The sequence below is a fragment of the Streptomyces spinoverrucosus genome (assembly GCF_006539505.1).
GTDB classification, from domain to species: domain Bacteria; phylum Actinomycetota; class Actinomycetes; order Streptomycetales; family Streptomycetaceae; genus Streptomyces; species Streptomyces spinoverrucosus.
This window is the reverse complement of sequence record NZ_BJND01000051.1, coordinates 1-25,106: the sequence shown is the minus strand read 5'-3', so window position 1 is coordinate 25,106 and position 25,106 is coordinate 1. Positions and strand designations below refer to the sequence as shown.

Annotated in this window: 18 protein-coding genes; 5 read left to right on the top strand and 13 right to left on the bottom strand. The window is 70.1% G+C overall.

The annotated features are described in order from the left end of the window. Window positions 1-85 precede the first annotated feature (85 nt). From SSP24_RS29885 to SSP24_RS29865, 4 genes are all read right to left on the bottom strand, one after another. Entirely contained in the window at window positions 86-844 is a 759-nt protein-coding gene (locus SSP24_RS29885; protein WP_141313031.1) for an NUDIX hydrolase, read from the bottom strand. A gap of 222 nt (window positions 845-1,066) precedes the next feature. After that, window positions 1,067-2,986 (bottom strand): glycogen debranching N-terminal domain-containing protein, encoded by a 1,920-nt coding sequence (locus tag SSP24_RS29880; protein ID WP_141313029.1) that lies wholly within the window; start codon window positions 2,984-2,986, stop codon window positions 1,067-1,069. 842 nt (window positions 2,987-3,828) lie between these two features. Continuing rightward, the gene (locus tag SSP24_RS29875; protein WP_141313028.1) at window positions 3,829-5,463 is read right to left on the bottom strand and encodes a DUF4192 domain-containing protein; all 1,635 of its coding nucleotides are present in this window, start codon (window positions 5,461-5,463) and stop codon (window positions 3,829-3,831) included. A 344-nt stretch (window positions 5,464-5,807) separates the two neighbouring features. Then, window positions 5,808-7,967, bottom strand: coding sequence for a RecQ family ATP-dependent DNA helicase (locus SSP24_RS29865; RefSeq protein ID WP_141313024.1), 2,160 nt, complete (start codon window positions 7,965-7,967; stop codon window positions 5,808-5,810). Between the two features lie 326 nt (window positions 7,968-8,293). On the opposite strand from SSP24_RS29865, the gene SSP24_RS29860 reads away from it, so the two are divergent. Then, window positions 8,294-8,917 carry a hypothetical protein gene (locus SSP24_RS29860; RefSeq protein WP_141313022.1) on the top strand — a complete coding sequence of 208 codons (624 nt, stop codon included), beginning with the start codon at window positions 8,294-8,296 and terminating at the stop codon, window positions 8,915-8,917. A 195-nt stretch (window positions 8,918-9,112) separates the two neighbouring features. Here SSP24_RS29860 and SSP24_RS29855 read toward each other — a convergent pair whose 3' ends face one another. The 3 genes from SSP24_RS29855 to SSP24_RS29845 form a co-directional block, all read right to left on the bottom strand. Next, complete coding sequence (locus SSP24_RS29855) at window positions 9,113-9,763, bottom strand: hypothetical protein (protein WP_141313020.1); 651 nt, start codon at window positions 9,761-9,763, stop codon at window positions 9,113-9,115. A 68-nt stretch (window positions 9,764-9,831) separates the two neighbouring features. After that, window positions 9,832-10,533 (bottom strand): ribonuclease HII, encoded by a 702-nt coding sequence (gene rnhB, locus SSP24_RS29850; protein ID WP_141313018.1) that lies wholly within the window; start codon window positions 10,531-10,533, stop codon window positions 9,832-9,834. 83 nt (window positions 10,534-10,616) lie between these two features. Beyond that, window positions 10,617-11,240: a TetR/AcrR family transcriptional regulator gene (locus SSP24_RS29845; RefSeq protein WP_141313017.1), complete on the bottom strand. Its 624-nt coding sequence runs from the start codon at window positions 11,238-11,240 to the stop codon at window positions 10,617-10,619. A 186-nt stretch (window positions 11,241-11,426) separates the two neighbouring features. Between SSP24_RS29845 and SSP24_RS29840 the strand changes: the two genes are divergently transcribed. Beyond that, a complete protein-coding gene (locus tag SSP24_RS29840) occupies window positions 11,427-12,977 on the top strand; it encodes an MFS transporter (protein WP_141313015.1) in 1,551 nt (516 codons plus the stop codon). A gap of 534 nt (window positions 12,978-13,511) precedes the next feature. On the opposite strand, the gene SSP24_RS29835 is transcribed toward SSP24_RS29840, so the two are convergent. From SSP24_RS29835 to SSP24_RS29825, 3 genes are all read right to left on the bottom strand, one after another. After that, entirely contained in the window at window positions 13,512-14,414 is a 903-nt protein-coding gene (locus SSP24_RS29835) for an ADP-ribosylglycohydrolase family protein (protein ID WP_141313013.1), read from the bottom strand. 12 nt (window positions 14,415-14,426) lie between these two features. Beyond that, window positions 14,427-15,086, bottom strand: coding sequence for a histidine phosphatase family protein (locus SSP24_RS29830; RefSeq protein ID WP_141313011.1), 660 nt, complete (start codon window positions 15,084-15,086; stop codon window positions 14,427-14,429). A gap of 118 nt (window positions 15,087-15,204) precedes the next feature. Next, entirely contained in the window at window positions 15,205-15,810 is a 606-nt protein-coding gene (locus SSP24_RS29825; RefSeq protein WP_141313009.1) for a YdbC family protein, read from the bottom strand. A 148-nt stretch (window positions 15,811-15,958) separates the two neighbouring features. Here SSP24_RS29825 and SSP24_RS29820 point away from each other — a divergent pair, with 148 nt between their 5' ends. Both SSP24_RS29820 and SSP24_RS29815 read left to right on the top strand, forming a co-directional pair. Further along, the gene (locus tag SSP24_RS29820; RefSeq protein ID WP_141313007.1) at window positions 15,959-16,492 is read left to right on the top strand and encodes a TerD family protein; all 534 of its coding nucleotides are present in this window, start codon (window positions 15,959-15,961) and stop codon (window positions 16,490-16,492) included. Between the two features lie 205 nt (window positions 16,493-16,697). After that, entirely contained in the window at window positions 16,698-18,569 is a 1,872-nt protein-coding gene (locus SSP24_RS29815; RefSeq protein WP_141313005.1) for an amino acid adenylation domain-containing protein, read from the top strand. Between the two features lie 87 nt (window positions 18,570-18,656). Here the strand turns inward: SSP24_RS29815 and SSP24_RS29810 are convergent, their stop codons facing one another. The 3 genes from SSP24_RS29810 to nrdR all read right to left on the bottom strand — a co-directional run bounded on the left by SSP24_RS29810 (window position 18,657) and on the right by nrdR (window position 23,579). Further along, complete coding sequence (locus tag SSP24_RS29810) at window positions 18,657-19,571, bottom strand: hypothetical protein (protein WP_229865907.1); 915 nt, start codon at window positions 19,569-19,571, stop codon at window positions 18,657-18,659. A gap of 397 nt (window positions 19,572-19,968) precedes the next feature. After that, entirely contained in the window at window positions 19,969-22,863 is a 2,895-nt protein-coding gene (locus tag SSP24_RS29805; protein WP_141313003.1) for a vitamin B12-dependent ribonucleotide reductase, read from the bottom strand. A gap of 164 nt (window positions 22,864-23,027) precedes the next feature. Then, window positions 23,028-23,579 carry a transcriptional regulator NrdR gene (nrdR, locus tag SSP24_RS29800; RefSeq protein WP_141313001.1) on the bottom strand — a complete coding sequence of 184 codons (552 nt, stop codon included), beginning with the start codon at window positions 23,577-23,579 and terminating at the stop codon, window positions 23,028-23,030. A 598-nt stretch (window positions 23,580-24,177) separates the two neighbouring features. On the opposite strand from nrdR, the gene lexA reads away from it, so the two are divergent. Then, window positions 24,178-24,957 (top strand): transcriptional repressor LexA, encoded by a 780-nt coding sequence (gene lexA / locus SSP24_RS29795; RefSeq protein ID WP_129801080.1) that lies wholly within the window; start codon window positions 24,178-24,180, stop codon window positions 24,955-24,957. The last annotated feature ends 149 nt before the right edge of the window (window positions 24,958-25,106 follow it).

The window sequence follows — 25,106 nt, the reverse complement described above, 5'->3', positions numbered from 1 at the left end:
CGTCGCCGGGCCGGTCTGTCTTTTCCCTTTTCTGGTCGGTCTTCGTGCCTGAGCTCGGGGCGGAGGCGGGTGACGCAGCCCGGCGTTACACCTCGGGCCGCAGCATCGGCGGGTTCAGGAGCGTGGCCCCGCCCGCGCGGAACAGCTGTGCTGGGCGGCCGCCCTGCCGTGTGGTCGTACCGCCTGTGGGCACCAGGAAGCCCGGCGTGCCCGTCACCTTGCGGTGGAAGTTGCGCGGGTCGAGCGCCACCCCCCAGACCGCCTCATAGACGCGACGCAGCTCGCCGACGGTGAACTCGGGCGGGCAGAACGCCGTCGCCAACGACGAGTACTCGATCTTGGAGCGGGCGCGCTCCACCCCGTCCGCGAGGATCTGAGCGTGGTCGAAGGCGAGCGGCGCCACGGGTTCGCCGTCACGGCCGTAGCCGCCCTGTTGCAGCAGTTCCTCGACCGGTGCCCAGCGTGCGTTGCTGGCGTCGCCGCCCGCACGCGGTGCGGGCAGGTCGGGGGCGAGGGCGAGGTGGGCGACACTGACCACGCGCATCCGGGGATCCCGCTTGGGGTCGCCGTAGGTCGCGAGCTGCTCCAGGTGGGCGCCGTTGTCCTGGGCGGGGACCGAGGGATCGTGGACACGCAGTCCGGTCTCCTCGGCCAGTTCGCGTGCGGCGGCCTGTGCCAGATCCTCGTCGGCCCGCACGAAGCCTCCCGGGAGCGCCCAGCGCCCCTGGAACGGCGGCTCGCCCCTGCGTACCGCCAGCGCACACAGGGCATGGCGACGCACGGTCAGCACGACCAGGTCCACGGTCACGGCGAAGGGCGGAAAGGCTGACGGGTCGTAGGGCATGTCGCGATCATAGTCGTCTGCCTGACGATAAACACTCCCTTCGCCGGCCGCTTCGGTGGCCGGTCGGTGTGCGAGCGGTATGGGTCTCACCTGCGGCTCCCGGCCCGTGCGTGTCGTCCCGTCATCCGTGGTCACTGTCCTGGTTGCCGCATGCGATCAGCGTCTCCTGTCTCTCGATCGTCGTTCGGTCTGCTGGACCAACCTCCCGAGGTGCCGTCCACATCACATCCCGAGCTGCAGTCCCTCGGCCGCCTCCTCGACCATGGCGAGACCGAGGCGGCTGACTCGTACGGAGAAGGGGGAGCCCGCGACCCGTAATCCGTTCAGGGTGATCTCGCCCAGGGGTGCGCTGCGGACGGGACGCAGTGTGACCGTGCCGGCGGGCGCGTCGGGGCGGATGCCGACGAGGGTGGTGAGCAGCAGGATTCCGGCGGCCGCCGCGGTGGCGGCCGGGCGGCAGGCGGCCGGGTGGGGAAGGGGGGCGCTCCCGTCGGTGCGCTGCTCCCCCGCGTACATCTCGGGCAGCCGATGACCGAACCCCCCGGCCGCCACCAGGACGCCCCGCAGCAGCGCACTCGCCTCCTTCTCGTACCCGGCGGCGGCCAGCCCCGCGACCGCGATCGCCGTCTCCTGGACGCGTACGGCGCCGCTGCGGTGGCCGAACGGGTTGTATCCCGCCTCCTTGACGCCCAGGCCGCGCAGACCCCAGCCCGAATCCATCGCCGGGCTGCCGAGCAGCCGGGCGAGTTGCTCGGTCTGTACCCGGTCGAGCAGCCCCGTCGCCAACTCGCCCCCGCCCAGCAGGCCGGTGTCGAGGAGATGGACGGCGGTCGCCCCGAGATGCGGCACGGGGCGGCCGTCGGGGGCACGGGCCGCCATCGGCCGGCCACCTCCGAGGTCATCGCCCCAGAAGTCGGTCCGGAACGCCGAGCGCAACGACTGGGCCCACTCCCGCAGCCCGGCCCCGCCCGGCCTGCCGCAGGCGTCGAGCAGATCGGCGCCGAGCAACGCCGCGCGGTGGGCGTGTGCCTGTGTCTCGCAGCGGACGGGGCCGCCGGGCTGCGGGTCGCACAGGTACGTGCCGTCGCCCACGGTGGTCCGCAGCCAGGTCAGACAACGCTCGGCGGCCGGCAGCAACTCCTCCGTCTCCTGCTCCGGCATCCCCCAACGGCGGGCCTCCGCGAGGAGCGCGGGGAAGAGCAGCGTGGCCTCAGTGCCGGTGCAGCCGGGCGGCAGATGACCGCCCGCGTCCCGGTGCGGCCCGGGGATCATGCCGGACTGCCGTCCGGGCCCGGCGAGTTGGGTTCGGGCGAGGGCACGCAGCGTGCCCGTGGCAAGCCGGGTGCCGAGCGGCAGCGCCATCCGGGCGGCCGCGAGTGCGTCGGCCGGGGCGAGGCCGCAACGCCACGGTGCCCCGGCGGCGAGATACACGTCGGCCGGGTGTGCGGGATCGCGCAGCAGCAGCGCTTGGAGGTCCTCAACGCTGGTCCGCAGGAGCGCCTGCGCGCCGGGGTCGTCGCCCGACGCGGCGGCCTGGGCGAGCGGACTCGCCGCCACGCGACCGACCGCTCGAACGGGTCCCGCGCTGTCCGGGCGCACCCTCAGCTCCACGCTCGCGCTGCCGCCCGGGGGCAGGTCGAACTCCCAGCGCAGCAGGCCCGCTGAGGCCAGCGCGTCGGCGGGCGGTGGGTCTGCTGTGACCGACGAGGCCTCTGTGCCGTGCGACCAGCGCAGTCCGGCGTCATGGACGCTGGCGGGCACCTCCGGCCCCGCGGTGCCGGACGCGATCGCGCCCAGCGCCGCCAGGTCTGTGCCGAGGGCGACCTCGACGGGGAGGCGCAGAGGGCGTGTCGCCGCGCTGCGCAGCGTGATCCGCTCGGTGCCGTCCGCGTGGCGGGTGCGTTCGACGACCACGTCCGGGTCCGGTCCGGCGGGCGGCGAGGCGCGCAGGGTGCCCACGAAGCGGGCGCGATCGGCACCGGTCATCCGGGCCTGCACAGCGAGCGGTTCACGGCCGGCCACGCGCACTTGGCAACGGGAGAGCAGACGCCGGCCCGCGCGGTAGAAGCCTTCCAGTCCCTGGCCGGTCAACTGTCCCTGATCCGTGGAAACGGCGAGGCCTGGCAGGGCGACGCAGATCATGGCGGTGTGAGTGGGCGGCAGTTGGCCGGAGGGGCGCGGGGGTGGGCCTGACGGTGACGGTGAGGGTGATGGCTGGGCTGGTGGTGGCGCTGTGGGGGTTGGCCTGGGAGGAGGCGTGCGGATCGGGGGCGGGGGGTGATGGCGGCCCGGGCCTGTGGCGGGGGTCGGTGCCGGGTTGTGCCGCCTGGCCACGGTTGCTGAGTCCTGGTCCATTGGGGTGGGCGTAGGTGCGGTCGGGAGGGGCGGGGGTCCCGAGGTCTGGCCCCTTGGCGGGGGCGGAGCTAGCAAGGTCTGGCCTGTTGGCCGAGGCAGCGGTCCTGCGCCGTAGGCGGGTGGCTCGTGGTACCCCCGTCCGTCGGTCCACTGCGGCGGGGCGGTGGGCAGGCCGGGGCGGGGGGTGTGCTGGCCTCGGGTGGGGCGATCGTCGGCTGAGGGCGGAGTCGGCCGGGGCGTGCGGTTGTCGGCGGCGGCAGGCGGAGTCGGCCGGGGCATGCGGTCGTCGGCGGCGGGCGGAGTCAGCCGGGGCATGCAGTCGTCGGCGGCAGGCGGAATCGGCCCGCGCGTGCAGTCGTCGGCGGCGGCACGCGGAACCGGTCGGCGCGTGCAGTCGTCGGCGGCGGCAGGCGGAATCTGCTGGTGCATCGGGCTGCTTCCTCTGTGCTCTGTGCGCCTATGGCTTGTTCGGGACCTGGCGGGAGGCTCCGTGGGGACGTGGCGTTGCGGCGGCGCCACCCGTCCAGGCGTTCCGCCACTCAGGTGAACGGAACGGGGCTCCTCCAGGTCACGCCCCTGCCCGGCCGACCCGACTCGGCCGTCCCCCACGCCGTTCTCCCGGCCGCCCCTCACGCGTCCCCCTTCGTTTCGCCGCCGCCAGAGGCAACGCCTCGCCGGGTTGTGCCACGACGCCGTACGCCGCCCTTCGCGGCCGCGGGCGGATGCGTACCGCCGGTCCGCCCGGTGCCCGGGCCAGTGCGGGCTGCTGGCACCCTGCGGGACGGCGGCGCGCTCTTCCGCGCCTCTTGTGCCGTCAGCGAGTGGGAGTTTTCGGCGTCACCGGCGGGCAACCCGCGGTGGCGTCGCTGCACAGCCGCCACCGACTCGGATCCGTCGGCGTCGCCGCCGCCGCCTTCAGTGCCCTGTGTCGTGTCGAGGCCCTTGGGTCCCCGCGCCTCGTCGATCCGCTCCGCCGGGGTCCGGGCACGGTCGTCCCGTTCCGCGCGCAGGCAGCGGCGGATCGACTCCGGATCCAGGCCTTCGTTGACGGCCTGGTGCAGCAGGCGGGCGAAGAGGTAGTCGGGGTCGGCTCCCAGTGCCATCGCCAGCGCCTCCCGGGCTTCCAGCTCGTCGCCGGTCGACCAGGCGACCCAGCCGGCGAGGGTGAGCGGTGCAGCGGCATGCTCGCCGTAGGAGCCGACGCAGCGGCGGGCCAGGGCTCGCCAGAGCCTTAGCGCGGGAGCTGCCTCGGCGCCCTCCATCCACTCGGCCGCCCGGTCGCGGGTGGCGCGGTCCTGCAGGCCGAGGATCAGGGTCGCGGCTTCGTCGTTGCGCAGCAGGCCGTCGTCGCGCAGGTCTGCCATGAAGGCGCCGGACGCGGGCGCCGCATCGGCCAGCCGAGTCATGATCTGCCTGGCCAGCTCCATCGTCTCCTCGGCGACGCCCGCCCGACTGGTGTCGTCGAGCATCCTGGGGACGAGGGCCATGCTGCCGGCGTCCAGCGCGGCCTCCTGCTCCAGGGCCGCGGCGGTCTCCCAGGGTTGGAGCCTCGCCCTCAGCTCGCGCAGGGTCCCGCGCACCTGAATCCCGGCGTAGGTGGCCGCGGCGGCCAGGACCGAGGTGCCCGGCAGCCCCATGGGCAGGCCCTCGGCGGGGCAACATTCCTGGATGTCGCAGCAGTACGACCAGAAGCGGCCGTCCGAGATGCACAGGGCCTCGATCACCGGAACGTCGAGCAGACCGCACTGGAGACGCAGTTTGTGGGCCAGCGGGCGGAGTCGCTCCATGACCTGCCGGCCGGTTTCACCCTGGCCCGGCTCCTGGCAGACGTACGCCACGATCTGTTCCGGCCGGGCTCCTCTGCGCTCGCTTCCCCGCACCAGCCCGTGCGCCAACTGCCCTGCTACGGACTCCCAGTCGTCCGGATTCGCCGGAATGCCGAGCCGCGCCCGGCCACCGAACCGTCCGCGCCCTCCCCTGTCATGGAGGGCGACGAGGACGATGCTGTCCTCGGGGCGGTACCCGAGCAGATACGGCAGGGCGTCAGCCAGTTCGGCCGGGGTGCGCAGGGTGACCCGGTGGGTGGCGTCGGGCCCGTCGCAGTTGGTGGAGTCGGCGTTGTGGGCGTTGCCGCCGCGTAGTGCGTGCCCGTCTTGCGCGAGCCGATCGTCGTAGCGGTCGTGACCGTTGGGTCGGTGCGCCCTGCCCGATCCGGTCACGTCGTCGCTTTCGAAGGATCCAGTCGTTTCCCCGTGATTCGTCATGCGTCGACGATCTCGCGGAACTCAAAGTTCCGCTTGCGCCTGTGGATAACTCCGATCAGGGACACGACACCCGGCGGACCCTGGGCGGCGCGCTGATGCTGTGCGTTCCGCTGATCGACGTCGTACTGCTGACGGCCACCGTCCTCAGCATCCGGGATGGCGGACTCGACAGGGCGCCCCGTTGCTCGTCTGGCTCAACCCGCTCACCAAGGTCCTCGTCTACAGCTTGATCTGGCCGATGGTCACCACCATTCGGCCCGGCAAGGAACCGGAGTCGGTGACGGACAGCGGCTCATGACCGCCCAGCCCGCGCCACGCGCGAACACCCTGCAACCGCTGTCCTCTTAACCTGTCGCAGCGAGAACCAGCGGAAGAACCTGTGTGCTGCCTGCCAGGCGGAGGATGCGGGCAGCGACCGCGAGGGTCCAGCCAGAGTCCGTGTAGTCGTCGACGAGCAGGACGGGTCCGGGAGTGCGGGCGAGGGCACTGGCCAGGTCCTCGGAGACGGTGAAGGCGCCGGACAGGGCCCTGAGGCGTTGGGCGGAGTTGCTGCGTCGTGCCGCGTGCGCGCCGTTCGATCCGGTGTACGTCAGGGTGCCCAGGAAGGGGAGGCGGCCGATGGCCGCGATCTCCCGGGCGAGTGAATCGACCAGTTGGGGACGGGTGAGGGACGGCACAGCGACGACTCCCACCGGCCGGGCAGCAGCGTCGGCGGTATTCGACGCCCAGCCTCCTGGAGAGCGCGCCCAGTCGGCGAGGACGGCCACCGCGGCCTGCAGCACATCGTCGGGGACCGGACCGTCGGGCGCGTTCTCGGCCAGCAGGGGGCGCAGCCGGTTGCCCCAGCCGATGTCCGAGAGCCGTCCCAGGGCGCGCCCGGTGGAGCACTGCTCCTTGGCCGGAATACGTCCCTTTAGGTCGATGCCGAGTGCGGGCATGCCCGTCGGCCACATCCGGCGCGGCTCGACCTCCACCCCCGGGCGGTCCAGTTCCTTCGCGGCTCCCGCCAGCGCCTCCGCCGAGACGGAAGGGTCGGCCCAGGCTCCCGCGCAGTTGTCGCAGCGGCCGCACGGGGCCGCTCCCTCGTCGTCCAGTTGCTGGCGCAGGAACTCCATCCGGCACTGGGACGTACTCACGTAATCGCGCATGGCCTGCTGCTCGGCGGACCGCTGCCGCGCGACCCAGGCGTAACGCTCGGCGTCGTACGCCCACGGCTCGCCGGTGGAGATCCAGCCGCCCTTCACCCGCTTGACCGCGCCATCCACGTCGAGCACCTTCAGCATGGTCTCCAAACGGGTCCGCCGGAGGTCCACCAGGGCCTCCAGAGCGGGCACGGACAGCGGCCGTCCCGCATCGGCGAGAGCCGAGAGGGTCTGGCGGACCTGCGCCTCGGGCGGGAAAGCGGTGTCGGCGAAGTAGCGCCAGATGGCCTCGTCCTCCTTGCCCGGCAGCAGCAGTACGTCCGCGTGCTCCACCCCGCGACCCGCACGCCCCACCTGCTGGTAGTAGGCGATCGGTGAGGACGGCGAACCGAGATGGACCACGAAGCCCAGGTCCGGCTTGTCGAAGCCCATGCCCAGCGCCGAGGTCGCGACCAGCGCCTTCACCCGGTTCTCCAGCAGGTCGGCTTCGCCCTGCAGCCGATCGGCGTTCTCCGTGCGCCCCGTGTAGGAGGCCACCCGGAAGCCACGCTGCCGCAGATAGGCGGTGGCCTCCTCCGCGGCGGCCACCGTCAGCGTGTAAATGATCCCTGAGCCCGGCAGCTCGTCCAGGTGCTCGGCCAGCCAGGCGAGGCGATGCGCGGCATCCGGCAGCCGCACCACCCCCAGCCGCAGGCTCTCCCTGTCGAGCGGGCCGCGCAGCACCAGGGCGTCGCCGACACCGGTACCCAACTGCTCGGCCACATCCGCCGTCACCCGCGCATTCGCGGTGGCGGTGGTGGCCAGCACCGGCACCCCCGGCGCAAGGTCGGCGAGCATCGCCCGCAACCGGCGGTAATCAGGACGGAAGTCATGCCCCCAGTCGGAGATGCAGTGCGCCTCGTCGACCACCAGCAGACCGGTCGTAGCCGCAAGCCTGGGCAGCATCTGCTCGCGAAAATCCACGGAGTTGAGACGCTCCGGGCTTACCAGGAGAACGTCGGTCTCGCCGCGCTCGACCTCCTCATGGATGGTGTCCCACTCCTCCGGATTGGCCGAGTTGATGGTGCGCGCCCGGATACCGGCCCGCGCCGCCGACTCGACCTGGTTGCGCATCAGCGCCAGCAACGGCGAGACGATCACCGTCGGGCCTGCACCACGTCGGCGCAGCAGCGCGGTGGCAACGAAATACACCGCCGACTTGCCCCAGCCGGTGCGCTGCACCACCAGCGCGCGCCGACGCTCCTCCACCAGCGCCGCCACCGCCTGCCACTGGTCCTCGCGCAACCGCGCCGTCCCCGCCGGGACACCGACAAGCTCGGCAAGGATGGCATCGGCTTCAGCGCGGAGCTCCAGATCGTCCATGCTCCCCATGCAACCCGATCGCAAGGACAATCAGCCACCTCACTTAGGGTGACCGACTATTCACGAACGGTAAGCAGCCGCATGCTCCCGCCTGCGCCCCATGCCCGGCATCAGGCAACGCCCCACCGGGTATGGATATAAGCCACAGACCAGTCAATAAGGGTTGGTCGCCCCAATTGCTCGTTGCCGCATCCAAGTTCGACAGGAAGAATTGAAGTCCGCTCCCCGCACGGCTCGTCCCGCGACCAGGTAGGGCACCGCTGCGGTGTGCGCTCCCCCGATCCAGACCCCGCCCGCAGTGTGGGCGCGTAGCCGAAGGGAGGAACGTGACCTTCGGATTCGCTCCGTCCTCCGCGGCAGCCACGTCGACCTCCGCCGCATCCGCCAACGCCGTGGCCCGAGTGCTGGAGCCCGCGGAGTGGGCCGCCGCGGGAATCCCGTTGCTGCGCAACCCCCGGGAAGTCGTCAGCGGACTGCACGCGCGACACCGCCCCAAGCCGTCGACGGCGATCGTGGCCGTACTCGACGTGGACGAACGACTGTGCGCGAGTGCCTCGTTCACCAGGCGCCCGGCGCCCGCCGACGGCTGGATGTTCCGCAACGCGCTGCTCGACCAGCTGCGCCGCGTCATCCCGCACGACCTGCGCCGCCGCACGCCAGTGCGCACAGCCGTGCTGCTCTACTGCCGTGACGGCGACGCGCGTTGGACGGAGGAGGACGGCGCGTGGATGTGGGGCCTGCGCGACGCCTGCACACTGCACGGGCTGCGCTGCGGGGCATACATCACGCTGACCCGCGACGGCTGGCAGGTCCTCGGCGAGGGCCGAGGCGGCCGCCGGCCCAACTCCACATCGGCGCCCGAGCCGTTCGCGACGTCCGAGACACCGCCCCCACCGCCGCGCACCGGGGGTGCCACCTCCGAGGTGCTGAGCCGCGTGGCAGCCCGCTGAGAGCCACGAACGACGAGACCGGACCAACGCGGCAGACCAACAGCGTACGAACGCACGGTCGGCACAGCACTTCTCCGAACACCGGCCGGAGGGCACCCGCACACCCGTCGTCCGCGCATGCCAAAGGCCACGCCGGGCAGTTGCCGCCGGGACGGCGCATTCGCCGGCCCAACGCCCCCGATCTGCTGGAACCGGCTAGACGCCCGCACCCAGCACCGAGTTGATCTGCTGCGGGTCGCCGCAGACGATCAGCAGGGCGCCGGCCCGGGTGAGAGCCAGGGGCAGTGCGGTGGCGGCAGCGGCGTCGGAACCGCCGTTGACGGCGACCACGACCACGGGTCGGGACGCGGCACGGTCGGCCACGGCGGCGTCGGCATAGAAGACGTCGTCGCGGGCATCGTGCTGCGCCCAGTAGGAAGCCTCGCCGAAGGACAGCTCGTGAGCGGCCCAGGGGTGCGGCTCGCCGGTGGTGATCACCAGCACGTCACTGGGGGCGCGGCCGGACTCCAGCAGCAGGTCCACGGCTTCCTCAGCAGCGTCCAGCGCACCCTCGACCGGGGCGGGGATCAGCTGGATCTGCGGAGTCGCCGGAGCCGAAGCCGGAGCGGACGACGCAGCAGCGGCAGTTGGGGCCGGGCCCGCGGGCCCGGGCTTGGCCCCGGCCACGCCCGTACGCTGCGCCGGCGGCGCGGGCCGGAGAGGGCCAGGACGACCAGGACGCGGCGGGGCCGCGGGGCGGGGGCCGGGTACGGGACGGGGGGTCGGCGCGGTACGGCCGCTGGCCGGAGTAGCGCGGGGACCCTGGGCACTCTCGTGAATCTGAGGCTCCTCGGGGATGAGAGGCATGAGTTGATGTCTATCAAACGTTGGTACGGCTCGCGCCGGTGGGTGGCACATACGTGCGACCGGAACCGTCAGAAATCGAAGCCGAGCTGACCCTCGATCTCCGGAACGCTTCCGTCCGCCCAGCTGCGGGCCTTCTTGAGGTGCCGCCACTGGGGCAGCGCATCAAGATACGCCCACGACAACCGGTGGTGGGGTGTGGGGCCCCGCTCCGCCAGTGCGGCCTTGTGCACGGGTGAGGGATACCCGGCGTTGTCCGCAAAACCGAAGTCTGCATGGTCGATACCCAGTTCGGCCATCATTTTGTCGCGCTGAACCTTCGCGATCACCGAGGCCGCCGCCACGGCCACGCACGACTGATCGCCCTTGATCACCGTACGGACCCGCCACGGCGTCCCGAGATAGTCGTGCTTGCCGTCGAGGATCACCGCGTCGGGGCGGACCGGCAGGCCCTCCAGGGCACGTACCGCCGCGATCCGCAGCGCCGCCGTCATCCCGAGATCGTCGATCTCCTCCGGGGACGCGTGCCCCAGGGCGTACGACGTCACCCAGGTCCGCAACTCCTCGGCGAGCTCGGTCCGCCGTTTCACGGTGAGCAGCTTGGAGTCGGTGAGGCCCATGGGAGGCCGACGCAGTCCGGTGATCGCCGCACAGACGGTGACGGGCCCGGCCCAAGCGCCGCGCCCCACCTCGTCGACACCGGCAATGATCTTCGCTCCAGTCGTTGCGCGAAGGGAGCGCTCGACGGTGTGAGTAGGCGGTTCGTACGGCATGGCGCCCTTAGACTACGCCGCCCGCAACCCCCTGCGACACCCTGGTTCGCCCAAGCCACCACCGGGACCGCACCATCCCGGACTCACCCCCCGGTCGTGCGCAGCAGCGGGACCATCAACTGGTCGACCATCTCCTCGATGTCCTGGTCCGACCATTCGCTCCCGCATATCTTCGACCGGTACATCATCATCGCCGGCATGGCGTCGCAGACGTATCCGTTCGCCGCGTCGGGCCGCACCTCCCCCCGCTCGATTCCGCGGTCGATCACCTCGCGCAGCACCTTGACCGTGGGCTCCACCACCCCTTGCACGATGACGTCGTGGAAGCGCTCCGCCTGGACGCTGTCGCATTCGTGAATCACTGAGCGGAGCGCGGAGCCTGGGCGCGAGTACATCGCGTCACGCGCCACGCGGCACAGGGCCACCAGATCTTCGCGCACACTCCCGAGGTCGGGTGCGGCCTCTATCCGCGGCAGTCCGGCACGCAGCGCATCGGCAACGAGGTCCTCCTTGGACGGCCAACGACGGTAGATCGCGGCCTTGCCGGTCTGCGCACGCGTGGCCACGCCCTCCATCGTGAGGCCGTGCCAGCCGACCGTACTGAGTTGCTCCAGCGCGGCTTCGAGGATCGCGCGTTCGAGCACGGCACCGCGCCGACGGGAGGAGGCCGCCTGAGCGGGGGCGGCCGTCCAGCGCGAAGTAACCATCCGAGTGTCTCCAACGAACAGGGAAGCGGGTGTTGGGGGGAACGGGGACGTGCCATGTGGCGACCGCGGGGGACGCGTGGCACCACAACCATCTAAGTGAACGGTTGCGTTCACTACTTGGGACTCACTACGGTTGGCACGACAGTGAACGCGAGCGTTCACTAAGCCATTCATGGGGGACCCATAGTGACGACCTCTCCGAAGCTCCAGGACCAGAAACCGAGTACTGCCGCCCGCCGCCAGGGGCGACCGGGCATCGCGCTCACCGTCATCGCGGCCTGCCAACTCATGGTGGTCCTCGACGCCACCATTGTGAACATCGCTCTTCCCCAGATTCAGGAAGCGCTTGCGTTCAGCACCACCGACCTCACCTGGGTGGTCAGCGCCTACACGCTGACCTTCGGCGGACTGCTGCTGCTCGGCGCCCGCGCCGGTGACATCCTCGGCCGCCGCCGGGTCTTCATGGCCGGCATCCTGCTGTTCACCTTCGCTTCGCTGCTGGGCGGCATCGCCCAGGAGCCCTGGCAGTTGCTGGCCGCACGTGCCCTGCAGGGTGTGGGCGGCGCCATCGCGTCGCCGACCTCGCTGGCGCTGATCACCACCACGTTCGCCGAGGGACCGGAACGCAACCGGGCGTTCGGCGTCTTCGCCGCCGTCTCCGCCGGTGGCGGCGCCATCGGCCTGCTGGCCGGCGGAATGCTCACGGAGTGGCTCGACTGGCGCTGGGTGCTCTTCGTCAACGTGCCGATCGGTGTGCTGATCGCCGTCCTGACGCCGCTCTACATCAACGAGTCCGAACGCCACCCCGGCCGCTTCGACATAGCGGGCGCACTGACCTCGACCATAGGTATGGCGTCCCTGGTGTACGGCTTCATCCGGGCCGCCGAAGAGGGCTGGCGGGACGACCTGACCCTCGTGTCGTTCGGTGTCGCGCTGGTGCTGCTGCTGGCCTTCGTGTTCATCGAGACGCGGGCCAAGGAGCCGATCACCCCGCTGAAGATGTTCGCCGACCGCAACCGCTCGGGCACGTACGTGATCATGCTGAGCCTGGCCGCCGCCATGTTCGGCATGTTCTTCTACATCGTTCTGTTCGTGCAGAACGTGCTGGGATACAGCCCGATCAGGGCGGGTCTGGCCTTCCTGCCCGTCACGGTCGCGATCGTGGTCGGCGCGGGTCTGTCGCAGCGGTTCCTGCCAGTGCTCGGCCCCAAGCCGTTCATGCTCGTCGGCTCGGCGCTGGTCGTGGTCGGCCTCGTGTGGCAGGCCTTCATCAGCCCCGACAGCTCGTACGCCGGCGGAGTGCTCGGTCCGATGCTGGTGTTCGGCTTCGGCATGGGCCTCAACTTCGTCACGGCGACAGTGACCGCCGTCTCCGGTGTCGCCCAGCACGAGGCGGGCGCGGCGTCCGGCCTGCTCAACGCCACACAGCAGGTGGGCGGTTCGCTGGGCCTGTCCATCCTCACCACCGTGTTCGGCACGGCCAGCAAAGACGAGGCGGAGAAACAGCTGCCGCACTTCCTCGCCGACGGATCGGCGGAACAAAAGTCCGAGTTCGCCCAGACGCATCAGCTGCCCGCGCCCTGGGGCCACGAAGTGCTCGCGCAGGGCATATCGACGGCCTTCATACCGGCCGCGGCCATGGCCGTTCTCGCCATGGTCACCGCGTGGCTGGTGATACGGGTGCGCAAGACCGACCTGGACGCACTGGCCGGCACGTCTGGCCCGGTGGTCGGCTGACGGGCGGAGGGCGCGGGTCGGCCTCGGTGGGGCGTCGACGGACGTGACGGGGGTACGTCCGCGACGGCCTGGCCGACCCGCGAAGGGCAGCGGACGGCCGGGGCTCCGCCACGGGACGCGCGACATGGAGGACGGCCGCCCGGCCATCCGCACCGATTCGGACGCCCACCGGCTCGCACCGGCGCGGACCGGCCGACGGACGCGCCACGCCACGGCGGCGACCGCAAGCACGAGGAACACGACTTGCAACGCTTCCATGACCACCCCCTACGACGCTCGTGTCTGCTGCATGTGCGCACCTCGCACAGCAGTTGCCGGGACAACGAGCGGGCGGTCACGGAGAGTTCCCGGCGTGCACAGAGAGTTTCGAATTGTCGATCGCCGCAGGTCACTCAGGTCACGAAGCCACGGCTGACCAAGCCACAGACCGCGGAGCGACAGGACAAGGAGCCAGGGCGCGAATTCACGCGCAGCCACAACGGCAGAGGCCCGCCAAGCCACAGCTGCCCGAAGCCGCCACATCACAGCAACGCGCTAAGCCGACACCCTCACCCAGTCCGGCAGTGCCTCCGTCCGCCCCACCCACTGCGCGGGCGGCGTCCCCGCCTTCCCCGCGGCAAGCACTCCGCCCACGATGGCGCAGGTGGTGTCCACGTCGCCGCCGACCTGCGCGGTCGTCCAGAACGCCTGCTCGTAGTCGCCGAGGGAGCGCGCGGCCGACCAGAGGGCGAAGGGCACGGTGTCATGGGCGGTCGTACGCCGACCGCAGCCCAGTACCGCCGCGACCGTGGCCGGGTCGCCGTAGTCGAGCATGTCCCGGGCCCTGCGCAAACCGGCACCGACCGCGCTCTTCGGGATGAGCGCGACGACGTCGTCGAGCAGCGACTCGGGGCTGGACGGTCCGCCGGGGGCCGCGACCAGCGCGGCGGCCGCGGCGACGGCCATGGCGCCGACCACGGCCTCGCGGTGCTGATGGGTGGGATATGCGGAGATCTCCGCCTGGTGCGTGGCCTGCTCGGGGTCGTTCGCGTACCAGGCGCCCAGCGGGGCGATACGCATCGCGGCGCCGTTGCCCCAGGAGCCCTGGCCGTTGAAGAGCGCGGCGGACAGCTCGCGCCAGTCGCCGCCTTCCCGGATCAGCCGGAGCAGCCGGTTGACCGCGGGCCCGTAGCCACGGTCGAAGTCGTGGTGCTCGGCGAAGGAGCGGGCGAGGGCGTCCTGGTCGATGCGCTGGTGGGCGACGAGGACGGCGACCACGGAGCAGGCCATTTCCGTGTCGTCGGTCCACTGCCAGGGCCCAGGCGGCAGCTCGCGGCGTTTGAGCAGCGGGTAGTTCACCGGCACGAAGAACTGGGAGCCCAGCGCGTCCCCCACCGCGAGTCCGCGCAGGCTGGCCAGGGCGCGGTCCACGCGCCCGCCGGAAGAGGAGTCAGTCATTGCCCTGCCACTCTATCCAGTGATCCCGTACGGTTCCGGATCTCGCCAGCGCTCGAACGGCCGGTCAAGCGTGTACTTGCCGTTGTCCCCCAGAACGAGCATCCGTATCTCCCCGTTCCCCGGGTTCGACAGCGACTCGAACTCGGCGACCGTCCAGTGGAACCAGCGCATGCAGAACAACCGCATGGCCAGACCGTGCGTCACCAGCAGCACGTTCGGTGGGTGGTCCGGCGCCTCGAAGCTGCGGTACAGGCTCTCCAGGAAGCCGCCGACCCGGTCGTAAACATCGGCGCCGCTCTCGCCCTGCGCGAAGCGGTAGAAGAAGTGCCCGTACGCGTCGCGGTAGGCCTTCTGCAGCCGTACGTCGTCACAGTCCTGCCAGTTGCCCCAGTCCTGCTCCCGCAGCCGAGGCTCCTCGCGGACGCGTATGAGGTCGGGGTCGAGGTGAAAGGCGCGGAGCGTCTCGTGGGTACGGCGGTAGGGGGAGACGTACACACTGACGCGTTCCCGGCCGAAGATTTCGCGGAGCTGTTTGCCGGTCTCCTCGGCCTGTTGCCAACCGCGTTCGGTCAGTGCCAGTGCGTGGTCGGGTTCGCGCTCGTACACGGAGTCATCAACATTGCCCGTTGACTCGCCGTGCCGGACAAGGACGATGCGCCGTGGTCGTGCCATGCCAAAACCCTAGATCGGGCGACGGCATGTCGAGCACTCGTACGAGCTCCTTACGGCGTAGGTCACACACTTCCCGCACCATGCGCCACACGGGGCACACCTTTTGCGGGTCCGGATTTCAAACGGTCCAGGTGGGCTCCAGCTCCACGATGTCGCCCGTGAGTGCCGCGATGTCCGCCTCCGTCTGGGCCCGCAGGGCGAGCCGCTCCACGCGCTCGGTGCGGTACTTGCCGTGCTCGGCGGCCGACCGCCACATCGACAGGACCATGAACTCGTGCCCCGGGGCCTCGGCGAACAGGCCGCGGATCATCCCGGGCGAGCCGGCCATCGCGGGGTTCCAGACCTTCTCCTGCATCAGCGTGAAGTTCTCGACGCGCTCCTCACGGACGCGACAGAGGGCAACCCTGATGAGGTCGGCATCCGTGAAGCGCGGTTCGAAGCCCGTCTTCACGTCGAAGCGGTAGTCGAACAGCCTGACCTGGGCGTCCTTGAAGGTGCCGGACTGGGCCGACGCCAACCGGTCGTGGGAGCGGGCCATGAAGGAGTCGTAGAAGGCACGGCTTTCCCAGAAAGCGAAGATGTGCGCCACCGAGGTCCGCCCCCGGCTCCAGCCTCCGCCCTGTCCCCGAAATCCCGGCTCCCCCAGAAGCCCCGCCCACTTTCGCTGCCCCCGCTCGAAGCCGCGGCGGTCCACCACGGTGCAGCGAATCCACTTGACCAGCACCGCGCCATCGTAAGGCCACGGGCGTGGCGCCGGTCACGTCTGGACGCGGCGCACTCGCGCACACCCGCCCGCGCGCGTGGCAGGATGGACAACCGGCTTGGGCCGCCCGGCAGTTAGGGCTGCGGTCACACGGGAAGGGGGACGTCCGATGAGCGACATCACCAAGGGGATCCGCAAGGTCGAGATCGCGGTGAAGTGGGACCCTAGTGCGGCGGGTCAGCCGCCCACCGATCTGGACATAGTCGCCGCGACCTACCTGGGGAGCGATCCCTACGGCGATCCGGCCTACGTGGTCCACTTCGACCGCCGCTCACCGGACGGGACCATCACCCTCAACCGGGACAGCAAGGACGGCAAGGGCTTCGGCTGGGACGAGGTCCTGACAGTCGAACTCGACCGGCTGGACCCGCGCTACGCGCGCGTGGTGGTCGGCGTCATCATCCAGCAGCGCCCCGCCCGCCGCACCTTCGTCAGCGTGATCAAGCCGACCCTGCGGATCCGCGAGGACTACACCGACCTCACCACGGACGACTTCGGCAGCGTCCTCAGCTCCACGGCGGCGAAGGTAGCGGAGTTCGTGCGCGGCGACTCCGGGGTGTGGGACTTCCACGCCGGTATCCACGGCTTCGAGGACGACCCCGCCACCTTTACCAGGACGATGGGGCTTCCACCGGCGCCGTGACCATTCGTCAATTTCGATTCCGCTGAGCACTTACGACGGGTTCCGGCACGCCGGTCATTCACGGCCGGCGTACCACCTCGGGGTATCCATGGAAGCGGCTCGCTGCCCTGACCCCCTCCGCGTCCGGCGGTCGTTCGTCTCGCCGCGGCATTGTCAGTGGTGATCGATATGGTCGGCGCACCTGATCAGATGAGGAGTGCTGACCATGAAGTCTCCGGCCGAGCTGGACGCCGTCCAATGGCACACCCTGACCCATGCCTACGGCTCCGCAGAGGACGTGCCCGAGCTGATCAGGGCGCTCTATGAGGGCGACGAGGAGACGGCCGACGAGGCGATCTACGAGCTCTTCGGCAACATCCACCACCAAGGCACGGTCTACCCGGCTTCGGCACCCGCCGTCCCCTTCCTCGCGCACGCCGTCCGGCACGCCCCGGGCAAGCGCGACCAGTTGCTGATGCTGCTCGCCGTCCTCGCCGACCACGACCCGGCCGACATCGAATCTCCGCACTGGCCCGTCAGTTCGGTCGCCGGCGTCTGCGCGGAGCTCTGCCGGGTGCTCCCGGAGCTGCTGCCCTGTCTGGAGGACGGTGAGCGAGTGGTGCGCCGGGCAGCGCTCCGGGTAGTCGCGGCCGTGGCCGAGCTCCTCCCGGCTGAACTGCGGACCTCCGTCGAGCATCGGATCGAGGAGCTCTACGCCACCGATCCCGTCCCAGCGGTGCGGGCGGACGCGATGGTCGTCCTGGCCCGGTTCGACCGGGAGACGGCGGCAGCGGCACTGGACAGCCCACTGCCCGAAGTCAGGCTGGCCGCGGCCATGCTCGTCGCCGAGCGGTCCGGGCCGCCGTACCCTGCTGAGCTTGTGAAGGTCATCGCCGAGGACGGTGCCGAACCGGACCCGGGGGACGACGACTTCCCGTGGTCGGGCACTACCACCTCGGACGAGCAGCTCACCCGCCTGCTCACTCGGGATGCGGACGCCGGGCTCGCCGTGGCCGCCCGCTGGATCGCGGCCGGAGACATCGGCTCGCGCGGCTCCTGGCTGGCCGAGCAAATCGCCGAGACCTGGCGCGACCGGGAGCCCGAGGTCCTGGACCTGCTGCAGTCCGCCCTGCCCCACCAGAAGGACACCCGCGGCCTCGCCGGCCGCCTTCGCACCATCGGCCACTGGATCGAGTATCTGCCCGAGCCGGGCGCCGGCCTCCGGGACGCGTTGTACCGGCACACGAGTGCGGACGACGAGACCGCCGAGCCGGCGCTCCTCGCCCTGGTGCGCTCCCGCGACCCCCGCGCCCTGGAGCTGGTGCTGCGCCGGCCCTGTGCCAAGTTGCTCGAAGCGGCGGCGCGGCACTTCCCCGAGGCAGCCGACCGGCTGATACCCGTCATCCGCCGAGAGCTGGCATCAGGCGCCACCGGGAACGCGGGCATCGCCCTTGTCGGGGCTCTGACGCCGTTCGGTGCCGCCGCCCGACAGGCCCAACCCGAACTGGTCGACTGCCTCCGGACCGGCCGCGCGGCCATCGTCGCCGCCCGCCAAATCGGGCTCAACGGCATACAGACGCAGGAGGTCACCGACCTGTTGCGCAACGCCGCGAACAGCAACGACTCCTCGCTGAGTGCGGCGGCAGCCGTGGCCCACTACCAGTTGACAGGTGACGCCGGTCAGGCGCTCGACGTCTTCGAGCGGCTGCTTTCGGCCCGGGGCCAGCCCCACTGGTACCTGAGCAGCCTGCAGCCGCTGGGCAGCGCCGCCGCTCCGCTGCTGCCGTTCATCGAGCCTCTGCTGGAGGCGGGGTACGAGTGGACTCGGATGGCGGCCGCCGAGGCCCACCACTGGATCACCGGATCCACGGACCGCGCCGTCCCCGTGCTCGTCGAGTTGGTCGGCCCGACCCCGGTCGGCCTCCGCGCTCTCAAGGCTCTCGCCGCCACCAGACCGGTGCCGGAGGAGCTCCGCCCCACCCTTCGCTCCTTCGCCTTCTCCCCGCTCCGCCTGCTCAGTGACTCGCCCTTCTCGGGGCAGGGCCATGAGGACGAAGAACTCCGTACTCTGGCCCGAACGTTGCTCACCGCCGACTGAAGTCTGCGGCGACAGATGCCGACGAGTGCGCGGCCGGTGGTCGGCGACACGAGGGGCATCAGCCACAGGCTGACGCCCCTCGTGTCGTCACTGCTCAGCGAACGCTCGAAGCTGGCGGCCTGAGGCTGTCTCTACGAGCCGGACGATCTCAGGGTCCTTGGCCGCGAGGGCATTCCTCGCCGTTTTGCACCAATCATCACGGTCGAGCAGCGCCAGATAGCTGTCCCGGTAGGGCTGCCATCGCTCGACAGGCCCGATCGAACCTGCGTCGCCGTGCTCGCCCAGGCTCGTTGCGAGCCACGCAGCGGTGCAGAACCGGGCAGGGGACGGCCCCAAGCGCTCAAGGTGATGCAAATGCGCAGCCAATACCGCGTCGGCGTGGGGATAGCACGAGAGGGTCATGCCCATGCCTTGGCTGTAGGTCATCACCAGGAGCAACCGGCCGGTGTGGTCGATGATCTCGGTATCCACGCAGGGCCCGGTGATGGCTTCGTGAAGGCCGGCGGTCTGGGCGACGCCGCCGGCGAAATAGCCGTTGAGGAAGTCGCCATCGCATGCCCTACGGAGGAGCCAAGGCCGAGCAATGGGATCGTCGAGTCGGCAGAGGGCTTCCACGACGTAGACCCGTCCCCAGCCGGTGACTCGGTCAGCGAGCCAGAGTAGGTTCTCGGTGCCTCCGGGCAATCTCTCCAAGGCATGTGCCGAAAGTGGCCCGAAGCGGTTCGACAGCAATCCGATCGTTTGAATCAGCGGGATGTCGTCGACCGTTCCCACGGCAGCAACCAGAGCAAGGCCCACGGTGACCGAGCACCTGTCGGTCCCGTTCCGGATCAGCCAGCGTCCTGTATCAAGAACGCGATCCCTATCTGCGCGCTCCGCCGCTGCGGTGATGTGCTCATTTGGGTGGATCGGGACGTAGACGTCATGGAAGGCATCGCTCAAGTCGCTGGGACTGGCCGAAGCCTGCGCGAAGTGTGCGGCCAGGCGGGATGCCGCATCCACGCCGCCTTGGCTGGGATCTTCGGGGAGTTCTGGTCTCGGTTGACGACGGTGCGACCTGTCGTCAGGGTATGGCTCCCCGTCACGTGGGAGGGGCCCGTCCGGAGCAGACCTGTGCAGCTCCAGCGCGTAGGCGAACAGTGATACCTGTGATCCGGGAGATTCCATCCCGGTCGTCTCGCTCATCGGCGGACGCAAGGCTCATTTCTCTTGATCATGGCCAGGAGCATGTCAGGAGGGGCCCGACACCGCAAGAGCTCGTGTCACCGCCCATTAGGGCTGAGAGCTCCCACGGCACGCCGAGGGGGACCGGCCGATGGCCGGCCCCCCTCAAAAACCGCAGGTCAGCTACCTTCGCGGGTCGCGCCGAATGTTGCATCCGACGCGATTCCGCCTATTTTCAGCTGCAACCGCTCGTCGAGCCGCAGCCCTCGCAGATGTAGCAGGAGCCGGCGCGCTGCATCTTCGTGCCGCAGGAGAAGCACAGCGGGGCGTCGGCCTGGATGCCCAGCTGCATCTCCACCAGCTCGGCGCTGGTGTGGGCCTGCTTCGGGGCGGGCTTGGCCGCCTCGATGTCGGCCTTCGGGGTGGCGACGGCCTTGAGCTCCTGGGCGCGCGGCGCCGACTGGGCCAGGCCCTCGACGTCGACGTCCTCCTCCAGCGGCTCGTACGAACCGGTCTCCAGGTGACGCTGACGCTCCTCGGCGGAGTGGATGCCGAGTGCCGAGCGCGTCTCGAAGGGCAGGAAGTCCAGCGCCAGTCGGCGGAAGATGTAGTCGACGATCGACTGGGCCATGCGGACGTCCGGGTCGTCGGTCATACCCGCCGGCTCGAAGCGCATGTTGGTGAACTTCGAGACGTATGTCTCAAGCGGCACGCCGTACTGCAGGCCGACGGAGACCGCGATGGAGAAGGCGTCCATCATGCCCGCGAGGGTCGAGCCCTGCTTGGACATCTTCAGGAAGACCTCGCCCAGACCGTCGTCCGGGTAGGAGTTGGCGGTCATGTAGCCCTCGGCGCCGCCGACGGTGAAGGACGTGGTGATGCCGGGACGTCCCTTCGGGAGGCGCTTGCGGACCGGGCGGTACTCGACGACCTTCTCGACCGTCTCACGGATCGTGGCCTCGGCCTTCTCCGTGATCTCGGCCTTCTCCTTCTCCTTGGTCTTGGCGGAGAGCGGCTGGCCGACCTTGCAGTTGTCGCGGTAGATGGCGAGCGCCTTGATGCCCATCTTCCAGGCCTCGAAGTAGATCTCCTCGACCTCCTCGACGGTCGCCGACTCCGGCATGTTGACCGTCTTGGACAGGGCGCCGGAGATCCACGGCTGGATCGCGGCCATCATGCGGACGTGGCCCATCGGGGAGATGGCACGCTCGCCCATGGCGCAGTCGAACACCTCGTAGTGCTCGGGCTTGAGGCCGGGGGCGTCGATCACGTTGCCGTGCTCGGCGATGTGGGCGACGATCGCCTCGATCTGCTCCTCCTGGTAGCCCAGGCGGCGCAGGGCCTGTGGGACGGTGCCGTTGACGATCTGCATCGAGCCGCCGCCGACCAGCTTCTTGAACTTGACCAGGGCGAGGTCGGGCTCGAGGCCGGTGGTGTCGCAGGACATCGCCAGACCGATGGTGCCGGTCGGGGCGATGACGGACGCCTGGGAGTTACGGAAACCGTTCTTCTCACCGATGCGCAGCACGTCCTGCCAGGCCTCCGTGGCGGCGGCCCAGACCGGCGTGTCCAGGTCGTCCATGCGGACGGCCTTGCCGTTGGCGTCGGCGTGCTGCTTCATGACGCGCTTGTGGGCGTCGGCGTTGCGGGCGTAGCCGTCGTACGCACCGACGACCGCGGCGAGTTCGGCGGAGCGGCGGTAGGCCGTACCGGTCATCAGGGAGGTGACGGCACCGGCGAGGGCGCGGCCGCCGTCGGAGTCGTACGCGTGGCCGGTCGCCATCAGCAGGGCGCCGAGGTTGGCGTAGCCGATGCCGAGCTGGCGGAACGCGCGCGTGTTCTCGCCGATCTTCTGGGTCGGGAAGTCCGCGAAGCAGATGGAGATGTCCATCGCGGTGATGACCAGCTCGACGACCTTGGCGAAGCGCTCGACCTCGAAGGACTGGTTGCCCTTGCTGTCGTCCTTGAGGAACTTCATCAGGTTCAGCGAGGCGAGGTTGCAGGACGTGTTGTCCAGGTGCATGTACTCGCTGCAGGGGTTCGAGCCGTTGATACGGCCGGACTCCGGGCACGTGTGCCAGTGGTTGATGGTGTCGTCGTACTGGATGCCCGGGTCGGCGCAGGCCCAGGCGGCCTCGGCCATCTTGCGGAACAGGGCCTTGGCGTCGACCTCTTCGATGACCTCGCCGGTCATCCGCGCGCGCAGGCCGAACTTGCCGCCCTGCTCGACGGCCTTCATGAACTCGTCGTTGACACGGACCGAGTTGTTGGCGTTCTGGTACTGGACCGAGGTGATGTCCTCGCCGCCCAGGTCCATGTCGAAGCCCGCGTCGCGCAGGGCGCGGATCTTCTCCTCTTCCTTCACCTTGGTCTCGATGAAGTCCTCGATGTCGGGGTGGTCGACATCGAGGATGACCATCTTGGCCGCGCGGCGGGTGGCGCCACCCGACTTGATTGTTCCTGCGGAGGCATCGGCGCCCCGCATGAAGGAGACCGGGCCGGAGGCGTTGCCACCGGAGGACAGCAGCTCCTTGGAGGAGCGGATGCGGGAGAGGTTCAGGCCGGCACCGGAGCCGCCCTTGAAGATCATGCCCTCTTCCTTGTACCAGTCGAGGATCGACTCCATGGAGTCGTCGACGGACAGGATGAAGCAGGCGGAGACCTGCTGGGGCTGCGGGGTTCCGACGTTGAACCAGACGGGGCTGTTGAAGCTGAAGATCTGGTGCAGGAGGGCGTGCGCCAGCTCGTGCTCGAAGATCTCGGCGTCGGCGGGCGAGGCGAAGTACTTGTAGTCCTCGCCGGCCTTCCGGTACGTCTTCACGATGCGGTCGATCAGCTGCTTGAGGCTGGTCTCGCGCTGCGGGGTGCCGACGGCACCGCGGAAGTACTTGCTGGTGACGATGTTGACCGCGTTCACCGACCAGAAGTCGGGGAACTCGACGCCACGCTGCTCGAAATTGACCGAGCCGTCGCGCCAGTTGGTCATGACGACGTCACGGCGCTCCCAGGCCACCTCGTCGTACGGGTGTACGCCCGGGGTGGTGTGGATGCGCTCGATACGCAGCCCCTTGGTGGCCTTGGTCCCCTTTGCTCGGGAACCTCGTGCCGGGCCGCTCGCCGTCTCTGTCATGCCGCCTCCCTGTACGGGCTAAAACGCCCTGAAGTGCCACGATGTTCCCGTGGCACGGTGTTGTGTCTTGTGTTGCGGGACCCTCTCGCTGCCGCCCGCAACAGGTCTTCGATCGCCGCCGAGCGCGCCGGCTCCGGATGCCGCCCCCGGATCCGGCCCGCCGATCAGTCGGCGGCGCGGGCGGGCTCGGGGAGCCGGCCAGCCCCTCCGGACCCGCGGTCGTCCTCCTGGCTCCCCGTGCCGCCGTCTTCGTCGTCCGCGGCGGGGTGTCCCGGCTGTTCCCTGAGTTCCGCGATCGCCGCCTCGAAGTCCTCCAGCGACTCGAACGCCCGGTAGACGGACGCGAATCGCAAGTAGGCGACGAGGTCGAGCTCCTGCAGCGGGCCGAGTATGGCCAGCCCCACGTCATGGGTGGTCAGCTCGGCGCTCCCGGTGGCCCGCACCGCCTCCTCGACCCGCTGGCCGAGCTGGGCGAGTGCGTCCTCGGTGACAGGCCGTCCCTGGCATGCCTTGCGCACGCCGTTGATGACCTTGGTACGACTGAATGGCTCCGTGACTCCGGACCGCTTGACCACCATGAGCGAGCACGTCTCCACGGTCGTGAAACGACGGGAGCAGTCAGGACACTGGCGGCGCCTGCGGATCGACGTGCCGTCGTCGGTCGTACGACTGTCGACCACGCGGCTGTCGGGGTGCCTGCAGAAGGGGCAGTGCATGAATTCCCAACCCTCCTCACAGCAGACTCAATAGCCTCAACAGACCCGTGGGCCCCTCGAAGCGACCACAAGCATAGGCGATGATCGCGCGGCCGAAGACCGGGGGGACCACAACTTCTGGGCTGCTGTAGCCATCCAACCACTAGATGTGGGGATTGGCTCATACATACAGCCAGCCTCGCGTGTCGGCGGGCGCATCAGCGCACGCCACGCGCGCGTGCGGCGCGCCGGACACATGCGCACGCCACGCGCGCGTGCGGCACGGCGGACTCGTCGGCGCGCAGCCGTATCGCGGCGGCACGTGGGGAGATACCGTGGGCGCCACAGGGAGAAGACGTAGGACTCCCGCGCAGACGGGGCCCGGTTCCCGGTTGACGGGGCGCAGGGTGGCAGACTGGGCGGCACCCCACGGGGGCTCACCCCGGCGGTGAAGAGTACAACAATGGGCGCTTTCGCCCGCGGGACACCGCGTCGGCCATACACCCAGACACACGATCACGCCCGGTGATTCGCAACTTTTCACTCGAACGTGTGTTTGGCGCAACCTTTCGAAAGCAACTACCGTTGTCCAGCAGGGAGACCATCGAGAGGGGCCGACGTGACCACCACCGCAGACAGTGCCACCATCACTGCCCAGGACCGCTCCCAGGGCCGACTCGAGCCGGTGCATGCGATGAACGAAGCCACGAATCCAGAGGGGCCCAAGCGCTCCCTGCCGGGCCGACCTCCAGGCATCCGGGCGGACAGCTCCGGGCTGACCGACCGGCAGCGCCGGGTGATCGAGGTCATCAGGGACTCGGTGCAGCGGCGCGGCTACCCGCCGTCGATGCGGGAGATCGGCCAGGCAGTCGGTCTGTCCAGCACGTCCTCCGTGGCGCACCAGCTGATGGCACTGGAGCGCAAGGGCTTCCTGCGCCGCGACCCGCACCGCCCGCGCGCGTACGAGGTACGCGGCTCCGACCAGGCCGCATCCGTGCAGCCCACGGACACCGCCGGCAAGCCCGCCGCGTCGTACGTCCCGCTGGTCGGCCGCATCGCCGCCGGTGGCCCTATCCTCGCCGAGGAGTCGGTCGAGGACGTCTTTCCGCTCCCCCGGCAGCTCGTCGGTGACGGTGAGCTGTTCGTGCTGAAGGTCGTCGGTGACTCGATGATCGAGGCCGCGATCTGCGACGGCGACTGGGTCACCGTCCGCCGCCAGCCGGTCGCCGAGAACGGTGACATCGTGGCCGCAATGCTCGACGGCGAGGCAACCGTCAAGCGTTTCAAGCGCGAGGACGGCCACGTCTGGCTGCTGCCGCACAACTCGGCGTACGAGCCGATTCCGGGCGACGACGCGACGATCCTCGGCAAGGTGGTCGCTGTTCTGCGGCGGGTGTGATGCCCGCCGCGGGCGGCCCTGTCGCCACCGCCCTCCCCTGACCGGGCCCCGGGACCCCTGCGCCGGTTCCGGGGTCCTGTGCTGTGCGGGCCCATGCCGGCGGATTCTGAGAGGCGGGTTGGCATGACACATCGCGTGTCATGCCAACC